The organism is Sphingobacterium sp. B29, assembly GCF_001952815.1.
GTDB classification, from domain to species: domain Bacteria; phylum Bacteroidota; class Bacteroidia; order Sphingobacteriales; family Sphingobacteriaceae; genus Sphingobacterium; species Sphingobacterium siyangense.
Genome location: NZ_CP019158.1, coordinates 3,458,065 through 3,476,460, shown reverse-complemented (window position 1 = coordinate 3,476,460; position 18,396 = coordinate 3,458,065). Strand labels below are relative to the sequence as shown.

The following is an 18,396-nucleotide window of genomic DNA, read 5'->3' as shown; positions in this document are numbered from 1 at the left end:
TGATTAATCAGTCTGCACTATTTTCATCTATCTTCCTCTAAAACTCAACTGCCCTATGCATTTAAGAACTGCATAGGCCAGTTGAGTTTTAGAGCTTTGACTTTAAACGGCTCAATGTCTCCTGTGAAATATTCAGATAGGAAGCAACTATTCTATTGGATAGCCTTCTGACAACCATTGGATTTTCATCCAACAATAAACGATATTTTTCAAGGGCATCTTGCATTAAAAATGACATCCAGACGCCTCGCAATTGAAAAACCATGACTTAAGTCAAAAAACAGAAACACAATATCTGGTCCAGTACACAATCATCTCACTTCTGGATCAATTTAGGTTAATCAAACTTCAATTCTTCAATTCATGGATCGAATTCTTCAATTCCTACATTACTGATCGCTGTAAATTTGCGGCCAAGGAAATAAAATTCAAAATGATACATACAACAGACATAACAAAACAAAACATAGAACTTCACGTAGACTCAAAGCGGGATACACCTGTACTTACGAAGCCTCTTTTATGGCTTATTACCCTGACAACTGGAATAGTCGTCGGCAACAACTATTATAATCAACCGCTTTTGGGATTGATGGCAAAAGACTTTCACGTTAGTGAAGCTGCAATAAGTATGATTGCTATGCTCACCCAGATCGGTTTTGCAACAGGACTACTCTTTCTCGTTCCTTTGGGAGATATGATAAAAAGAAAGAAATTAATATTATCAATTTTTCTACTTATCATAGCCTCCTTATTGGCAATGGTCTTCGCTCCCAGCCTCGAGCTGCTTTATATCGCAAGCTTTATGGTTGGATTTAGCTCAGTCGTTCCCCAAATGCTCGTCCCCCTTACGGCCGAACTTGCTACTCCCGAAAAACGCAATTCTTCAATCGGAATGGTCATGAGTGGCTTACTATTAGGTATTCTGCTCTCCCGCGTCGCAGCAGGATTTATTGGCGATATCTGGGGATGGCAAGCGATCTATTATATAGCGATAGCGTTAATGGTTCTATTCATGTTATTATTAGCTTTCGCACTCCCCGATGTGAATCCGACATTTCAAGGAAGTTATCTACAATTAATGCACTCATTGATCCATCTGACAAAAACTCAACCGGTATTACGGCTATCTGCACTCAGAGGTGCCCTAGGTTTTGCGGGATTCAGTGCTTTTTGGATTACATTAGTATTTCATTTACAGGAAGCTCCTTTCCACGCGGGGTCCGCTGTAGCCGGATCCTTCGGATTAATAGGGGCTGTTGGCGCTCTAGCAGCAGCATTGGTAGGCCAGATTTCAACGCGTGTTTCTACGTATACCGTTATTCTTGGTTCCATATGTATCCTGCTATTGAGCTGGATCGTATTCTACATTGGGGGGAATAGCTATACCGGATTAATAACTGGTGTAATCTTAATTGACCTGGGTTTACAATCAATGCATATCAGCAATCAATCTGCTTTCTTTGCCTTAAATCTAGGGGCAACCAACCGACTAAATACAGTCTATATGTTTAGTTACTTTGCGGGTGGATCATTGGGTAGTTACTTGGCTTCTCTCGCTTGGAAATACTTTCAATGGAATGGCGTGGTATTGATAGGCTTTTGTTGTACACTACTGGTTCTCATCATCCATATCTGCTACGACAGACGACCAAAAAAATTTTCTTAGTCGTTGAACACCATAATCTAAAGAAAAGCTGATTAACAGAAAACCTTCTATATGATGATATCCATTAATGGCCTACATGTTATAAATGTAGGCCATGGATGGAAACTTATTTCATTTATTCAAGTACACCAAACTTGCCAGCTTGAAAATCTTCAAAGGCTTGGTAAATCTCTGCCTGTGTATTCATTACAAATGGGCCATAGCTCACGATAGGTTCATCGATGGGCTCTCCGCTTAACACAAGTAAAACCGCATTTTTATGGGCCTTTATCGAGATCTCTTCACCATCATGACCAAATAAAACAAAACTATGTTCCTTCGCAAGTTCACCGTTGACCTCGACCTCCCCGTTCACAACCAGCATCGCAGTATTATGATTTTGTGGAACTAAAAAATTCGTTTCACGTTGCTCCGCCAATTTGATATCAAATAGATTGACAGGCGTATAGGTGTTCGCCGGCCCTACCGTATCCTGAAATTTCCCCGCGATGACATTAACTACCCCTGCTGCCTCAGGCAATAGTACCTTCCCCATCTGATTGGCTGTAATCGCCTGGTAATGTGCCTCCGCTGATTTATCTTTCGCTGGTAAATTAACCCAGAGCTGAACCATTTCAAACAATCCACCTTTTTTTGAAAATTCCTCTTCATGGTATTCTTTATGTAATATACCCGCACCGGCAGTCATCCATTGTACATCGCCTGGACGAATAACTCCACTGTTTCCCGAACTGTCGTGATGGGCTACACTGCCTTTGTAGGCGATAGTAACGGTTTCAAATCCCTTATGCGGATGTACATCCACGCCTCTGATATGATCCGAAGGTCCAAAATCAAATGCTGCGTTGAAATCCAGTAAAAGAAATGGACTCATCCTCTTTTGGGAAATCCCATTCCCTGGTATCATATTAAATACACGAAATCCATCTCCTACCATACCCGGTTGAGCTGGACGTTGGAAAATTCTTTCAATTGATTTTTTCATGTTATGATCTCCTTTTTTATCGTTCTTGATGAATTTAAGTTGAAGCCCAAATTGATTCACTTCATTTTAAATTGCTATCTCAAAGGTACGACAAGAAGAAGCCTGCTTCCAACAACCTGGATTAAGGCATAAACTTAACCTAGATTAAGTTTATAAGAAAAGATACTGCTAAAACTAGGAATCCCACATTTTCTGGATGCCATAGAAATGTGTAACTTCAATAAAAATCATAGACCAAGTATCTTTATGCACTCAAACAATACCGTCACATTAACAAAATTTTACCGTCACCTTTGGTCACGTCCAATACTATTACTCTTGCTATTCATCTTTTTTTACCCCGCAGTACATGCGCAATCCAACAGTAAATCTAAAGTGAAACCAAACTGGAATGAAATACTTGAAGAACAACTGTTTCCAGGTAAAAAGCTCCAAGATTCCACGTTCAGCTTTCAAGGCAAATTTGAAGAACAATTTATCACAACAGCAGATCATGTTAAACTCCATGGAATCTTGTTTAAGGCAGACAAGAGCAAAGGACTAATTTTCTATTTGCATGGCAGTAATGGGGCTGTAGATACCTGGGGTAAAATTGCCAAAATCTATACTGATAACGGATATGATCTTTTTATGTTGGACTACCGAGGTTACGGAAAAAGTGAAGGTAAAGTAACCAATGAAGAACTACTTTATCGTGATCTGCAAACGGTCTATGATAAGCTGACACAACAGTATCCGGAAGATCACATTATCATAATCGGTCAATCTATGGGCACGGCACTAGCTTCAACTATTGCTTCGCATAATTCTCCGAAAATGCTTATTCTTCAGGCACCTTACTATAGTTTTCAAGATTGGACACAACATGTCGCCCCTGAACTCGATACAAGCGGGATCCCCTTTTATTTCGACAATGCTGCGGCATTGCAAAAAGTAAAATGTAGAACGATCATCTTCCACGGAGACCAGGATAATGCCGTCTATTTTGATTCTTCCATTAAACTGAGTAACTTCTTTAAAAAACAGGATAAATTGATACGTTTGGCAAAGGAAGGACATAATGATTTTTCTAAAAATAAAGACTATCTGCATGCGATTGCCGAGCTATTGCGATAGTCTCATTTTATACCAAAAATACACTATGCCCCTTCAGGAATTTTATACATTAAATTCGGGATAAGGAAAACCCTTTCCTTTTTCACAGAAAAATTTTAAACTCCTGAAAAATAGCGCCCAATCAAAACTACAGGAAGCAAATTCCGCACTATAATTTGCCCAGCCATCATGGTGAAACAGCAGCATACATCCCTTTTGCTGAGGTTCAAGTTCAAAGGTCAGTGTTGTTCCAATCCATTCCTCAAATGCCTTGACACAGCGCCACTCGACCCTGGAATAAGGCTTCAGCGAAATAACTTCCATATTTTTAAAATAGCTGGGACCAAATCCAAAGCGCAGGATCGCACCAATCTCTGGCTTTGCCTTCGTATCTGGTGTCCACCAGCCTGCTAGTCCTTCCGCCGTTGTAAGCGCCTTGTAAACAGTCTCTACCGGAGTTTCAATTAACAATCTATGGTAGATACTTTTTGTCCCAGGATCATGTGGTATGCGATTCTCTTCCATAGCGTCCAGCGCTATTTCCTCCTTTGGAGTAGGCTGTCCCATCCCCGTTAAAATCAATTGTCTTAGGCTGTCCGCTATGTAATATGTCCAGGCATCATGACATACCTGATAACATTCCATCTGGGAATTAAGCCCACGATGGGTGAAATGTAATGTAGTTGTACCCTCATCTTCCACAATATCGAAGATAATGGAACTATTAGTCCATTCCCGTTCATCCTGGGTGAATTTAAAATAGTTTTCGTGGACCCGCCAGACTACTTTACGATCTGTTTCCATCGTTTCTATTCGTATTCGACAACGATGTACATCCTGATAATGATATATAAACTCATCATGCAAAGCAGCAGTTGGCCCTTCAATATTTTGAGACCACCATCCGCGGACATTATTGATTGCTTCAAATACACGTTGAGCACCTGCTTCAACGGTAATGCTTATTTTAAAATCGTCCTTTTTCATCATTCATCGTATTTTATAACGTTAACTCATACTTCTTATCTTCCTATACCTCAATCGAATCAAATATGTAAATCTGAACATCATGATCATGAGGTGCCAAGATTGTCCGGTCAACTGCACAATCCTTTCCATGTTCAGACGCAAATGCTATTTTAATTGCTGCTAAACTTTCAAAATATAAAGTTCCAATACAATACACATCGTCGTGTCCAGTCGTGGACAGAATTCCACCTTTGGCCACTTCATAACGAATAAGTCCCGGAAGCGTTTTTGCCAAGGGAATATGGGTCTCAAAATAGTGTTTGTCAAAAAACTCCCTATTCGTAGGAGTCTTATATATTGCGATCATTCGTACCATCTTGTCGTATTAATTTAAATTTATAGATCAAATATAGCGGAGTTCAAAACACAAAAAGGGGTGTAAAATAGACATTCTCAGCGGTTGATTTAGACAAGTCGTTTCGGTATATTTGAATAGCATCAAATAAGCGTATTATCGTTTATTCAATCTTATAAACTTTCAACATGAAACACCTAACGATCTTAGTTCCAGACAGTCAGACAGGCCCTAATACCATATCGTGCATTGTTGGAACATACCATATATTCACAGAAGCGAACCGCTATTACGATCAACTGAACAGGGAACCTATATTTAATATAGAATTGGCAGGAGTTTCCAAACAGAGTAACTTTGTCAATGGATTATTAACGGTCATGACGCAGAAAGATATCACTACGATTCAAAAGACCGACCTCATTATTGTACCCGCTGTCATTTCTAATTTTAGTGCGATAGAAGCTGGTAATAGCATGCTCTCAGCATGGATATTAGACCATTATACCAAGGGAGCAAATGTTGCAAGCATGTGTACCGGCGCATATCTGCTCGCATCCACAGGGCTTTTGGATAACAAAAACTGCTCTATCCACTGGAAATCAGCGGCAAATTTTCATAAGCTCTTTCCAAAGGTCAACTTAAAAACAGAACAAATTATTACTGATGAGCAAGGAATCTATACCAATGGTGGCGGTTATTCGTTCCTTAATCTCCTCCTTTACCTGGTCGAAAAGTTCTACGACAGACAGACGGCTATTTATTGCTCCAAAATATTTCAAATTGATATTGCCAGACAAACACAGTCCGATTTTATGATCTTTAATGGTCAAAAATCACATGGAGATGAAATGGTCATGCGTGCACAGGACTACCTCGAGAATAACTTTTCAGAAAAAATTTCCATGGAGAAGTTATCTGAAAAATTCACTGTCGGACGTCGGAATTTCGACCGTAGATTTATTAAAGCGACAGGCAATACGCCCGTGGAATATCTTCAACGGATAAAAGTAGAATCGGCAAAAAAAGAATTGGAAAGCTCGAGGAAAACGGTAAATGAAGTGATGTACGCTATTGGATATACAGACATAAAGGCTTTTCGCGAGATATTCCGTCGGTTTACAGGACTCTCTCCCCTTGAATATAAAAACAAGTACAATAAAGCAGCAATAAAATAGTACCAAACGCTCCGCGGCTATTATCTTCCTTCTTTGGGAGAAGGCCTTATTGTTGCCAATGAACAAGCTGCAGGAATGGCATTGTTAAAAATGTATTTAATGCAAAATTCCAAAGTTGTGCTACCAAAAGAGAATACAGCTGCCGTTTCCTTTCTATTGAACCAAGGATATCCAATAAAACGCCAGGCCAAGCGCATGTACCTGGGGGAAAATATCGATGTTCAATTTCAGTCCATCTTCAATAGAATTGGTGGAAATCTAGGTTAACACCAATTCTATACGTTATTTTTTTTAGACCGATAGCAAATTTCAAGACAACATAATGGACTCTACGAAAGCTGACCTACGGCATCCTCAAGAACCTCTTTGGCAGCCACAGCCGGTTGCTTTTTGCTTCGTTTGATATAACATAGGGAAATTACGATTCCTAAAGCTGCCATAACCGCACCAACCAGAGCCGGAGAAGTATAACCATAGCCTTGATTAATGGGTACACCACCTAAAAAGGCACCCAATGCATTCGCAATATTAAAACAAGCAGGTCCTAAAGAAGCAACCAACATTTCAGCATCACTTTTTACCGAGTTAAGCAATAATAAGGTTAACGAAGGTACGAGCGCAAAAGTTGTGACTCCGGTTAAAAAAGTCATCACCAAGGATACCCAAACGTTATCGGACAGCCCATAAATAACCAACATACATAAAATCTGAACCACCAATACGGCTACAACCACCTTTGCTGAAGAAAAAGCGTCCGTCAACTTCCCTCCGATCAAATTCCCCACAAACATACCTAATCCAGCCAAAACCATAATATAAGGCAGGTATTTATCAGCAATACCAGACACTTCAGTCATCAGTGGAGCTATATAACTTATCCAGGCAAACAGTGCCCCTGGAGCTATTGAAAATAACAAAACCATAAACCAGACATTCACATTGCGAAAAATGCCAAAGTCCTTCCAAGGATTATTTTTAGGTGCTGCTTTCATCTTAGGCATCCACAACTTTAAGGCTAACATGGTCAAAATACCGACGATAACAATCAATAGGAAAGTATAACGCCATGAAAAATGATGTCCAATATAGGTACCCAAGGGAACCCCCAATAAATTGGCAACTGTCAATCCGGAAAACATCGTCGCTACAGCCTGCGCTTCTTTACCAGGATCAGCCAATCGACTGGCAATGACAGACCCTACTCCGAAGAAAGCACCATGTGGCAATCCCGAAATAAAACGCGAGACCAACAAAAGACCATAGTCTGGAGCAACCACAGACAGTCCATTAAATAGGGTAAACAATCCCATGAGGATAATCAAAGTCTTAAGTGGCGAGAATCGATTCATCACAACCACCAACAGTGGGGCACCGATAACTACACCTAAGGCATAAGCTGTAATGAGATAACCAGCTTCCGGAATTGAAACTTGCAGACTTTGGGCAACGTCCGGTAGCATCCCCATCATACTAAATTCTGTAATTCCTATCCCCAATCCCCCCAGTGCAAGTGCTAATAAACTCTTCTTCATATATAAGTGAAATTATTAATAACACAAATTTCTATCAGAATAATTTAACAAACAAATCATTTAAATGGTACAACCTATCATTAAACTAATAGCACCGTCTTTGTCTCAATGAAAACACCTATATTAGCCTGAGGTAAAATCGTTCAGCATAACACATTCAAACCTTAACCATGAAACTGCATCATTATATACTTACTTTCACCTTGTACACACTTGTACCTTCGTGGGCATTGGCACAAAAAGGCCATGCAAAAAAGCATCCAAATATTGTATATATCATGAGTGATGACCATGGTTATCAAGCGATAAGCGCTTATGGTTACGGACTGAACGAAACGCCCAATATTGACAGATTAGCAAAAGAAGGTGCCATTTTCACACGTGCGACCGTGACAAATTCATTATGTGCGCCCAGTCGGGCTGTACTCCTAACTGGGAAGCACAGTTATATGAATGGGAAAATTGATAATGAGGCAAAATTCGATTGGAATCAGGACAACTTTGCCAAGATTCTCCAAAAAAACGGGTATCAAACGGCATTAATCGGTAAAATCCATATGGATGGCCTACCCCAGGGATTTAACCACTCAGCGGTCCTTATTGACCAAGGCGAATATTATAATCCAAACTTTATTATCAATGGTGTAAAACAACAAATACAAGGCTATGTATCGGATCTCACCACCGATATGACCCTAGATTGGATCGCTAAAAGAGATACCAGAAAACCTTTCTGTGTGCTCTATCATCAAAAAGCGCCACACCGAGAGTGGCTACCGGCTTTGCGACATCTTCAACAATATACGTCAAAAACCTACAAAGAACCGAATAATCTATTAGACACCTACGAAGGAAGAGGAACTGCTGCTAAAACCGCTGAAATGAATATCCTTAAACACATGAACTGGGCTGGTGACAACAAGATACCTCCTGCGCTAATGGATGAATTGGGACTAAAAGAATATCTATCCTGGGATAAAGCTGCCTTCAATGGAAACCTAGGAAGAATGACTGCAGCGCAACGCGCAACATGGGATTCAATCTACAACCCAATCATGGCAGATTTTAAGATGAAATATCACAACATGTCCAAAGAAGACCTGATGCGCTGGCGATATCAACGCTATATGCAGGATTATCTGGGTACCGTTGCTGCGGTCGACGACGGTGTTGGACGTCTATTGGAATTTTTGAAAGACAATGGACTCGACGAAAATACAATTGTCATTTATACCTCAGACCAAGGGTTCTATCTGGGTGAACATGGTTGGTTTGACAAACGTTTTATGTATGAAGAATCGCTCCGAACCCCCTTATTGATCCGCTATCCAGCAGAAATTAAAGCTGGCCAATCCTCAAAAGCACTTGTTCAGAATCTTGATTTTGCCCCCACAATCTTAGATTATGCAGGACTTGCAATCCCGAAAGATATGCAGGGAAAATCTTTTCGTGGTCTACTCAATGGAAAAGAAAAACAATGGCGCGATGCAGTATATTACACCTATTATGAGTACCCTTCCATTCATATGGTAAAACGACATTATGGAATTCGTACCGAAAGGTACAAACTGATCCATTTCTATTATGACAAAGATGAGTGGGAATTATACGATCTAGAGAAAGATCCACAGGAAATGCAGAATGTATACAATGTACTAGCATACCAAAAGGTGCGTGAAGAAATGCATCATAAACTGGAGGAAGCCCGAGCCTACTATAAAGATTCCGATGAGAACGACAAAAAGTTTTTACCGAAGGTAAAACAATAATTTACTGGCCTACAAAGCCAGTAAACTATTGTTGTTAAAAATCTAAACAGGGTTGAGTTTGAAATAACGTCTCAAAATACGTCTAACGTCCCTGTTGTCGGCTTTGAAGATGATGGCTTCTCGCTTTTTCTTTTCGCTATATACACGCTTATTACAGTAGCCAAATCCTTTATACCGACCATCCAACAAGTAAACAAGTCCCTTTTCTTTGGGATTACGCCCTAAAAACTCCAAAAATATTTCGCCCATCGGAAGCTCCGAAGAGGCTACAAATTCCTGCACTCTTCGATTATAGTGTTCTGGAAGCTCCTGCCCAATACAAGCGCCTTTGCAGGTCTTCAACATATACTGAAAACAATGTTTCGTATACGTCTGTAATTTGTTTATTTTTTGGCAGAGCTGATAAGCTTCAACAATAGTGAATAATTGCTCGCGCCCCTCCTGGTAACTCGAAAAGGTCATCAGCTCTTCTCGCTCGGGGTCAAGCGCCTCAACTTGAAGAACTTGATAGCCCAATGGATTTACTGCAAGATAAAGGCCGAATCCGTAGTGAGTTCGACGCTGCGCCCGATTATAATAGGGTTGATATTTTTTGATCAGGTCAGATTCATGCAATAGCGCTAGTAATTCATGGCCAGTCAGTTCAAATCCAACTCTGCAGGCTGCTCCTTGGATTTTGCGTTCCTTAAAATCTGTGCTTCTAAAATGCTGCAATAACCTATTTCTAATATCGATACTCTTGCCGACATAAATTAGTGCATCATACTTATCATAAATATAATATACGCCGACTGCAGCCGGAATTCCTTCAAGCAATCCCGCAATTTGCTCTTTCGTCATCACTTTAACACCAGGTAATACCTTACAAAGGTAATTTAAAAAATAGTCGATTCACTTCGTGGATCTGCACGCTCAAATATACTAATATATTTAGTATTTATAAATGATAGCGAATAAAAATAGGAATACACCCGCCCTTCATTTCATCCAATGAAAAGGGCGGGTGTAAGTTAGCGCCAATTGTTAAAATTTCATTTTCTGAATTCTAATGGCATTCAATATCGCAATTAACGATACACCAACATCGGCAAATACAGCCTCCCACATTGTTGCCAAACCTCCAGCTCCAAGAATCAACACGATCCCTTTGACTATAAAAGCAAGGCCAATATTCTGATAAACAACTTTTTTCGTTTGTTTCCCAATGCGAATGGCCGTTGGAATCTTCGAAGGTTTGTCATCCTGTATCACGACATCTGCCGTCTCGATCGTCGCATCACTGCCCAGTCCACCCATCGCTATTCCAACATCACTCAGTGCGACAACCGGAGCATCATTAACGCCATCACCAACAAAAGCAACAGATTCGTTTAGCCCCTTTATTTCCTTGACCTTATTCACTTTATCTTCCGGAAGCAGGTCACCATAGGCCTGATCTATTCCAAGTTCCTTGGCAACATAGGCGACTACTGTCGACTTATCCCCGCTCAACATCGTTGCTTTTACACCGAGCTTATGCAGTAGCTGAATTGTAAGCGCGGCATCTGCTTTAATGCTATCAGCGATCGTCATGAATCCTACAAATTTACCGTCCAAAGCAATGGCAATGGTCGTATATACGATACCATTCGGATTGATATCATAGGCTACATTAAATTTGTCCAGCAATTTAAAGTTACCCACCAGCAACTCTTTGCCTTCAGTAATTCCTTTTAATCCATGTCCGGCGATTTCTTCTATATTATGGAGATTAATAGACTCGTCGATCGCACCTGCATATTCCCTAATCGCTGTTGCAACTGGATGGCTGCTATGGCTTTCTATTTTATTGACGAGCTTTAAAATTCTTGCCTCGTCGTAGCCAGCCTGTAGCTTAATTTCCTGCACCTTAAAAACGCCGGCAGTCATTGTTCCGGTTTTATCCATCACCACATGCCGGATATCTGCCATCGCATCCAAAAAATTACTGCCTTTAAAAAGTATACCATTTCTACTCGCGGCACCGATTCCACCAAAATACCCCAAAGGGATTGAGATGACGAGTGCACAGGGACAGGAGATCACTAAAAATACGAGTGCTCTATACAACCAGTCGCTAAATACATATTGATCGACAAACAAGTAAGGCAGGAGGCAAATTCCAATAGCCAAAAACACGACAATTGGGGTATATATCTTAGCAAATTTGCGGATAAACAGTTCAGTAGGCGCTTTTTGAGCTGTTGCGTTCTGTACAAGCTCTAGGATTTTACTCAGTTTGCTATCTTGATAAGCTGTTGTCACCCGAATTAAGCTCACCGTGTTCATATTAATCATTCCTGCCAGCACAACATCACCTTTCATTTTTGTATCTGGCTTGCTCTCGCCAGTTAGCGCAGCAGTATTAAATGCGCCTTGTTCAGACAGCAATTCACCATCGAGCCCGAGCTTTTCGCCAGGTTTCAGCTGAACAATTGCTCCGATACCTGCGTCTGCGGCTTTGATTACTTTGCTCTTTCCATTCTCCAAAATAGTCACTTCATCCGGACGCTGATCCAGTAGTGCCTTAATATTACTTTTAGCTCTACTCACCGCCAACGTCTGAAATACCTCGCCTACAGCATAAAATAACATCACCGCCACAGCTTCTGGGTATTCTTTGATCGCAAAAGCTCCTATCGTAGCGATACTCATTAAAAGAAACTCCGAAAAGATTTCCCCTTTAGCAATACTCTTTAGGGCATCTCTGACTACAGGAAACCCAACAGGCAGATAAGATACGATATACCAGCCCGAACGAACCCAATCCTTAAACCATGCTTGCGCAATCCAATTATCCATGGCTATTGCTGCAATGAGCAAAATAAAAGAAATTAGCGCGGGTAGAAATAACTGCATCTGACTAGCCCCTGCCGTTGAGTGATCGTGACCGTCTTCATCATGGCTATGATCATGACCATGACTGGAAGCTGGAGCTTTCCCAATAAGGTCTTCAGCTCCCGCCTGACTATATATTTTTTCTGTCTGTGTACAACAAAGCTGTCTGCCTTGTGCATCATAACGATGTTGATGTTCCATAACTTGCTTTGATTCTGTTAACAAATACTGTCAATTAATGTTCGTGCCCACCTGTATTGCTCATTTTAGCATTGATAAAAAAGGCACCCTTTACAACAATTTTCGTTCCAGCAGGAACTTCGGTAACCGGGGTAATCGCCGTATATCCCAAAGCAGACACGCCTTTTTGAATCTCTATTTTTTCAAAATTGATGTTTTTAGCCTGTTCTTCGCCATGCTGCCCAGCTTCTTGCTCATTTTTATGCGCATGTTTTGCTTCACCTTCATCGTGCGCATGTCCGTGATCGTCGTGCCCTTCTTCATGCTCCTCAGGTTTCTTGTCTGTCTCCACAAAAATATAATACTTGCCGTCAGCCTCCACGATTGCGTCATTCGGAACAGCCGGAGTCCGTACATTATTGACACCGATCATACCCGTGATGTTCATCCCATCAATCAACCCCACTTTGCTGCCCACAACCGTACTGTGCACAGCGATGGTCTTGCTATCATTTTCAAAGGAAGATCCAATTGTAAAAACTTTGGCGGTATAGGTCTTATCCGGATTGTTGGTCAGTTGAAAGTTGATGAGCTGTCCGACTTTAACCAAAGGTAGATCCTTTTCAAATACCTGCAGATCCAAATGCAACAGACTATTATCAACAATCTCAATCACTGGCGAAGAGACATCTACATAACTCCCAATTTTCGCAAAAACATTACTTACTGTTCCATTGATAGGGCTTGTTACGGCCAATGAGGTCCGCATATTAGAAAGATTCACGCTATTGGGATTAATGCCCATCAATTGGATCTGTTGTTGCAAGGAGGCCTTTCGAGCCCGTAAACTGTTGAAGTCTGCTGTTGCGGCCTGCAGATTTTTCCGTGCGCCCGCATTACCTTCATTGAGTTCCTGTTGCCTTGCCATTTCTTGTTCCGCCAAGGTAATCTTACTTGCAAGGGAGACATATTCCTCCTGCAACTGTACAAACTGGGGGTTGGTGATCGTAGCGATCACCTGCCCCTTGCGTACGTGATCACCAAGCTGCACGTTTAATGTCTTTACAACACCACCATAAAGCGCCGTTGCATTCGCTTTATTGTTATTGGGTACACTTAAAAGTCCATTGGCCTTGATTGTAGCCGTTAGTTCCTTCTCTTCAATACCTCCAAAAACGATGCCCACAGCTTTTATTTGCGCAGCACTCAGTGCCGCTACCCTAACCGGACCTTCCTCATGCCCCGCTTCGGATTTAGGCGCTTCCTTTCCCTCCGGTTGACTTTTAGGCTCCGACTCATTAGAACCGCAACCGTAAAAAACAGTGCCGGCTATACATACGATAAATATCTTTATGAAAACTTTCATTGCTGACTTATTTGTTATTGAAGTAATTATATTGAATTGCTGATTGATTATACTGATTGAGGACGTCTAAATAATTCTGGCGAATCCCAATGGCCTGACTTAAAAATTGACTCAATTCAGCAAAATTGATCTCCCCTGTCCTATAACCCAAACTAGCCGCTTTAATGATGGCATCAGCTTGTTTTAAACCCGAAGACTCATAAAATTGTAGTAACGCACTATTCTTGTCAATTTCAGCAAGTGCGTTTCCTTTATTTGTCTGGAATACCTGCGTCTCATATTCCAACTTACGCTGTTGAACTTCCATTTCAGCGTTGGCAGCCTTCACTTTACTTTTATACGCGCCTAGGCCAAATACCGGAAAAGATGCGGAGACCGAAAATCCCGATAATGGATCTTTGGCTCCCCAAACACGTTGGGAAAAAAATCGACCCGAGAACTCAGGCTTATTTGTATTTTTCTGAACACTGATATTTGATGTAGCGATATTTACGTTTTGCTGCTGTAAAACAAGTAAAGGATGTGTTGTTTCCTCAGATGGACTGGCGTTCACGACAATCTTCTCCAAGGACTGATCCAATGGGAGCATCCACTCGTTACGGTCCAACAAGAGCATAAGTTGCTGTTGCTGGATAACAATGTCCTTTTTGTTTTGAACAAGCTGTGCTTGCAGTTCCTTCAGTTTTGCTTCAGCTGCGATCTTGTCCAGCGCAGCCACGTCACCCGTTCTGAAGCGAAGTTCAGTTGCTTTGAACATGGCTGTATAGATGCTATCCAGCTCCATATACAGCTTTTGGCGATCCTGGAGATACCAAAGTTGAAAATAGGCTGTCCTCACGTCTTTGGTAATCGCAGTTTTCAATACATCCGTATTTAAATTCGCATATTTTAGCTGCTGTTTAAAATACTCCTTGCGCGCCGCATAGAGCCCGGGCCAGGCAATACTTTGCGTTATACCAATTTTCAATAAGCCGACCTTATCCGTAGGACGGTAATCTTCATTTTCTGCGAAAATCCCGGTCTTGGGGATTTCGGTCGCCGTTTTTTCATTGAAACCAGCACCTACGATTTCAGCCTGGTTGATCTGAAACTGTCGATTGCTCTTCAACGCAGTTTCCACAGCTTCTGTAACAGAAATGCGCTCTTGGCCAAACACCTGAGATCCCAAGGCCATAAATAAGAAAGCAAGTACTGTAACAAAGGTCTTCGCATCCCTACTTCGTTTCATATTCAATTTAGAATTAAAGATTATATACAATAAGGGCAGTACAAACAACGTCAGGAAAGTTGCCGTTATCAATCCGCCAATAACAACCGTTGCCAAAGGCTTCTGAACTTCAGCGCCGGCACTTGTACTTATTGCCATCGGTAAAAAGCCCAGTGAGGCCACTGTCGCTGTCATCAGTACAGGACGTAAACGGGTCAAAGTACCTTCTTTAACGCGTTGAAAAATATCATCGACGCCCTCTTTTTTCAACTGATTGAATGTCCCAATTAAAACGATTCCGTTGAGTACGGCCACACCAAACAAGGCGATAAAACCAATACCGGCACTAATACTGAAAGGCATACCGCGCAACATCAATGCAAAGACACCCCCGATAGCACTCATTGGTATTGCGGTAAAAATTAGCGTGGCCTGCTTAAAGGAATGGAATGTGAAATACAACAGCATAAAAATAAGCAATAAGGAAACTGGCACAGCAATCAGCAGACGTGAACTCGCTTTTTGCAAATTCTCGAACTGACCTCCATAGGTGAAATAATAACCCGCAGGAAGTTTTACATTTGTAGCCAATTGTTGCTGGATATCCTTTACTACGGTTTGAACATCACGCCCTGCCACATTAAATCCAATCACTATTCTTCGTTTACCAGCTTCGCGACTGATTTGGGCCGGCCCCAATTTATAATCAATGGCAGCAACCTGAGAAAGAGGGATCTGCGTACCCGTATCTGTAGGAATCATCAGATTACGCACATCATCAATACTATTTCGGTGTGTTGTATCTAACCTGACGACCAGATCAAAGCGACGCTCATTTTCATAGATCTGGCCCGTACTCCGACCGGCAAAGGCGGTACTCACCACATCATTAACGTCCTGAATTGTCAATCCATAATTCGCGATACGGGTGCGGTCATAAACGATATTAATTTGCGGGAGACCCGATACACGCTCCACCTGTGGAGAAGTTGCCCCTTGAACAGATTGAATCTGAGCGGCAACCACATTGGCGTAAGCGGCCAGTGAGTCGATGTTTTCACCGAAGATCTTTACAGCAACATCCTGACGGACACCCGTCATTAACTCATTGAAACGCATTTGAATAGGTTGATTTTTCTCAAAGAAGACACCCGGGATTACTTCTAGCTTCTCCAGAATAGCGCTGCCCAGTTCTTCATAAGAACGGCCCGACTTCCACTCTTTTTGAGGCTTCAATACCACCATAATATCTGTCGCTTCCGGCGGCATAGGGTCTGTCGGCACCTCCGCAGCTCCTGTTTTACCGACAACCATCTTCACTTCATCGAACTCTTTGATAATCCGGGAAGCCTGCATAGAAGTTTCAATACTTTGCGAAAGCGAGCTTCCCTGAGGAAGTATACAATGGAATGCATAATCGCCTTCCTGCAATTGTGGAATAAACTCGCCCCCCATGTTCTTGAAAAAGAAGGCCGACAAAGCAAAAATGGCAACAGTTAAACTCACGATCAGGTATTTAAACCGAATGGCTTTCTGTAATAAAGGCGCATAAATACGTTGTAGTCCCGCAATCATCCGGTCACTCAACGTTTTCTTGTCGCTGTATTTTTTCGGCAGAAACAGAGCGCACATCATGGGGATATAGGTTAACGAGAGAATCAATGCCCCGAAAATGGCAAACCCAACTGTTTGCGCCATTGGACGAAACATTTTTCCTTCAACACCCACCAATGTTAAAATTGGAATATAGACAATAAGAATAATGATCTCACCAAAGGCTGCACTGGTACGAATCTTTGAAGCAGACTCAAATACCTCATGGTCCATTTCGGCCTGGGTCAATTTCTCGGTTGACTTTCGTAAGCCTAAGTGGTGTAGCGTAGCTTCCACCACAATGACTGCTCCGTCCACAATCAAACCGAAGTCTATCGCACCCAAACTCATTAAATTGGCACTTACGCCGAAGACGTTCATCAGTCCAAGTGCAAACAGCAGCGCCAGTGGAATCGCCGAAGCAACGATAAGACCTGCCCGCAAGTTCCCAAGAAATAATACCAGGACAAAAATTACGATCAGGGCGCCTTCAATTAGATTTTTTTCAACAGTACTGATCGCACGCCCAACAAGGTCTGTTCGGTCCAAATAGGGCTCTATAACCACATCATCAGGCAAAGACTTTTGAATAGTCGGTAGTTTTTCTTTCACACGATTGACCACCTCATTGCTGTTTTCACCCTTTAGCATCATGACAACACCACCCACAGCATCTACCTCACCATTGTATGTCAAGGCTCCATAACGCACAGCATGACCAAAACGTACATCTGCAACATCTTTTACATAAATCGGTATAGACCCTGATTTTCGGATAGCGATATTTCTGACATCCTCCAAAGAGGTCGCCAGTCCAATCCCCCGGATAAAGTATGCATTCGGTTTTTTATCAATATAGGCACCACCTGTATTTTGATTATTTTTCTCTAAAGCAGTAAATATCTCCGGGATCGTGATATTCATCGCTTTAAGTCTATTCGGATCAACAGCTACTTCATATTGTTTAAGCTCACCACCGAAACTATTGACCTCGGCAATTCCAGGAGTTCCATAAAGCTGACGGGCAACAATCCAATCTTGCATGGTTCGCAAATCTTTTGCGTTGTATTTCTTTTCGCTTCCCTTTTTGGGATGGATAATATATTGATATACTTCTCCCAATCCGGTACTTACTGGAGCCAACTCAGGTTTACCAATACCCTGTGGAATCTGATCCACCGCTTCTTTCAAACGCTCACCGATCAGCTGACGGGCAAAATAGATATCTACATCATCATCAAAAACAACGGTAATGACAGAAAGACCAAAGCGTGAAATACTCCTGATCTCCTCAATTTTGGGTACAGTTGCAATACTTTGTTCAATTGGAAAAGTCACCAATTGCTCTACTTCCTGTCCGGCAAGAGTTGGACAAGAGGTAAAGATCTGGACTTGATTATTGGTAATATCGGGAACGGCATCTATGGGTAGTTTCGTCGCACTCCATGCCCCCCAAATGATAAGCAACAAGGTCATTAAACCGATAACGATCTTGTTCTTAATGCTAAATTTTATAATATGATCTAACACAATATACGTGATTAATGCTTAAATAATAGCTCGTTAGAATATCTTCAGCGCTTGTCGTAATAAAATACAACAAACGGATTCCGAGCACAAAGCTGAATAAAGAACAGCATAG

The 18,396-nt window shown here is 41.6% G+C and carries 14 protein-coding genes; 5 read left to right on the top strand and 9 right to left on the bottom strand.

From position 1 onward, the window contains the following. Positions 1 to 88: 88 nt before the first annotated feature. Positions 89 to 238, bottom strand: coding sequence for a hypothetical protein (locus BV902_RS14610; RefSeq protein WP_216640357.1), 150 nt, complete (start codon positions 236 to 238; stop codon positions 89 to 91). Between the two features lie 195 nt (positions 239 to 433). Between BV902_RS14610 and BV902_RS14605 the strand changes: the two genes are divergently transcribed. Beyond that, on the top strand, positions 434 to 1,669 hold the full coding sequence (locus tag BV902_RS14605; RefSeq protein ID WP_083663624.1) for an MFS transporter: 1,236 nt from the start codon (positions 434 to 436) through the stop codon (positions 1,667 to 1,669). Positions 1,670 to 1,784: 115 nt separating this feature from the next. Here BV902_RS14605 and BV902_RS14600 read toward each other — a convergent pair whose 3' ends face one another. Beyond that, positions 1,785 to 2,654 carry a pirin family protein gene (locus BV902_RS14600; protein WP_075994788.1) on the bottom strand — a complete coding sequence of 290 codons (870 nt, stop codon included), beginning with the start codon at positions 2,652 to 2,654 and terminating at the stop codon, positions 1,785 to 1,787. Positions 2,655 to 2,900: 246 nt separating this feature from the next. Between BV902_RS14600 and BV902_RS14595 the strand changes: the two genes are divergently transcribed. Next, positions 2,901 to 3,770 (top strand): alpha/beta hydrolase, encoded by an 870-nt coding sequence (locus BV902_RS14595; protein ID WP_172840687.1) that lies wholly within the window; start codon positions 2,901 to 2,903, stop codon positions 3,768 to 3,770. Between the two features lie 42 nt (positions 3,771 to 3,812). Here the strand turns inward: BV902_RS14595 and BV902_RS14590 are convergent, their stop codons facing one another. Next, entirely contained in the window at positions 3,813 to 4,739 is a 927-nt protein-coding gene (locus tag BV902_RS14590; RefSeq protein WP_237241645.1) for an SRPBCC family protein, read from the bottom strand. Positions 4,740 to 4,779: 40 nt separating this feature from the next. Further along, positions 4,780 to 5,085, bottom strand: coding sequence for an EthD family reductase (locus BV902_RS14585; RefSeq protein WP_237241643.1), 306 nt, complete (start codon positions 5,083 to 5,085; stop codon positions 4,780 to 4,782). Between the two features lie 176 nt (positions 5,086 to 5,261). Here BV902_RS14585 and BV902_RS14580 point away from each other — a divergent pair, with 176 nt between their 5' ends. Together BV902_RS14580 and BV902_RS14575 are read left to right on the top strand one after the other, a co-directional pair. After that, the gene (locus BV902_RS14580; protein WP_075992571.1) at positions 5,262 to 6,251 is read left to right on the top strand and encodes a GlxA family transcriptional regulator; all 990 of its coding nucleotides are present in this window, start codon (positions 5,262 to 5,264) and stop codon (positions 6,249 to 6,251) included. Between the two features lie 99 nt (positions 6,252 to 6,350). Further along, positions 6,351 to 6,518 (top strand): hypothetical protein, encoded by a 168-nt coding sequence (locus BV902_RS14575; RefSeq protein ID WP_157626082.1) that lies wholly within the window; start codon positions 6,351 to 6,353, stop codon positions 6,516 to 6,518. Between the two features lie 62 nt (positions 6,519 to 6,580). On the opposite strand, the gene BV902_RS14570 is transcribed toward BV902_RS14575, so the two are convergent. Further along, positions 6,581 to 7,783, bottom strand: coding sequence for an MFS transporter (locus BV902_RS14570; protein WP_075992569.1), 1,203 nt, complete (start codon positions 7,781 to 7,783; stop codon positions 6,581 to 6,583). A gap of 170 nt (positions 7,784 to 7,953) precedes the next feature. On the opposite strand from BV902_RS14570, the gene BV902_RS14565 reads away from it, so the two are divergent. Continuing rightward, positions 7,954 to 9,552 (top strand): sulfatase family protein, encoded by a 1,599-nt coding sequence (locus BV902_RS14565; RefSeq protein WP_075992568.1) that lies wholly within the window; start codon positions 7,954 to 7,956, stop codon positions 9,550 to 9,552. 42 nt (positions 9,553 to 9,594) lie between these two features. On the opposite strand, the gene BV902_RS14560 is transcribed toward BV902_RS14565, so the two are convergent. The 4 genes from BV902_RS14560 to BV902_RS14545 all read right to left on the bottom strand — a co-directional run bounded on the left by BV902_RS14560 (position 9,595) and on the right by BV902_RS14545 (position 18,284). Next, positions 9,595 to 10,392 carry a GIY-YIG nuclease family protein gene (locus BV902_RS14560; RefSeq protein ID WP_075992567.1) on the bottom strand — a complete coding sequence of 266 codons (798 nt, stop codon included), beginning with the start codon at positions 10,390 to 10,392 and terminating at the stop codon, positions 9,595 to 9,597. Between the two features lie 183 nt (positions 10,393 to 10,575). Next, entirely contained in the window at positions 10,576 to 12,609 is a 2,034-nt protein-coding gene (locus BV902_RS14555) for a heavy metal translocating P-type ATPase (protein ID WP_075992566.1), read from the bottom strand. A 34-nt stretch (positions 12,610 to 12,643) separates the two neighbouring features. Further along, complete coding sequence (locus BV902_RS14550; RefSeq protein ID WP_075992565.1) at positions 12,644 to 13,954, bottom strand: efflux RND transporter periplasmic adaptor subunit; 1,311 nt, start codon at positions 13,952 to 13,954, stop codon at positions 12,644 to 12,646. Between the two features lie 7 nt (positions 13,955 to 13,961). Then, positions 13,962 to 18,284, bottom strand: coding sequence for a CusA/CzcA family heavy metal efflux RND transporter (locus tag BV902_RS14545; protein WP_075992564.1), 4,323 nt, complete (start codon positions 18,282 to 18,284; stop codon positions 13,962 to 13,964). Positions 18,285 to 18,396 lie beyond the last annotated feature (112 nt).

Bases quoted from the DNA above. Each gene is read 5' to 3' on its own strand.
- BV902_RS14580 (WP_075992571.1), top strand. From the start codon at position 5,262: ATGAAACACCTAACGATCTTAGTTCCAGACAGTCAGACAGGCCCTAAT.
- BV902_RS14610 (WP_216640357.1), bottom strand. From the start codon at position 238: ATGTCATTTTTAATGCAAGATGCCCTTGAAAAATATCGTTTATTGTTG.
- BV902_RS14570 (WP_075992569.1), bottom strand. From the start codon at position 7,783: ATGAAGAAGAGTTTATTAGCACTTGCACTGGGGGGATTGGGGATAGGA.
- BV902_RS14560 (WP_075992567.1), bottom strand. From the start codon at position 10,392: ATGACGAAAGAGCAAATTGCGGGATTGCTTGAAGGAATTCCGGCTGCA.
- BV902_RS14555 (WP_075992566.1), bottom strand. From the start codon at position 12,609: ATGGAACATCAACATCGTTATGATGCACAAGGCAGACAGCTTTGTTGT.
- BV902_RS14590 (WP_237241645.1), bottom strand. From the start codon at position 4,739: ATGATGAAAAAGGACGATTTTAAAATAAGCATTACCGTTGAAGCAGGT.
- BV902_RS14595 (WP_172840687.1), top strand. From the start codon at position 2,901: ATGCACTCAAACAATACCGTCACATTAACAAAATTTTACCGTCACCTT.
- BV902_RS14550 (WP_075992565.1), bottom strand. From the start codon at position 13,954: ATGAAAGTTTTCATAAAGATATTTATCGTATGTATAGCCGGCACTGTT.
- BV902_RS14565 (WP_075992568.1), top strand. From the start codon at position 7,954: ATGAAACTGCATCATTATATACTTACTTTCACCTTGTACACACTTGTA.
- BV902_RS14605 (WP_083663624.1), top strand. From the start codon at position 434: ATGATACATACAACAGACATAACAAAACAAAACATAGAACTTCACGTA.
- BV902_RS14585 (WP_237241643.1), bottom strand. From the start codon at position 5,085: ATGATCGCAATATATAAGACTCCTACGAATAGGGAGTTTTTTGACAAA.
- BV902_RS14575 (WP_157626082.1), top strand. From the start codon at position 6,351: ATGCAAAATTCCAAAGTTGTGCTACCAAAAGAGAATACAGCTGCCGTT.
- BV902_RS14600 (WP_075994788.1), bottom strand. From the start codon at position 2,654: ATGAAAAAATCAATTGAAAGAATTTTCCAACGTCCAGCTCAACCGGGT.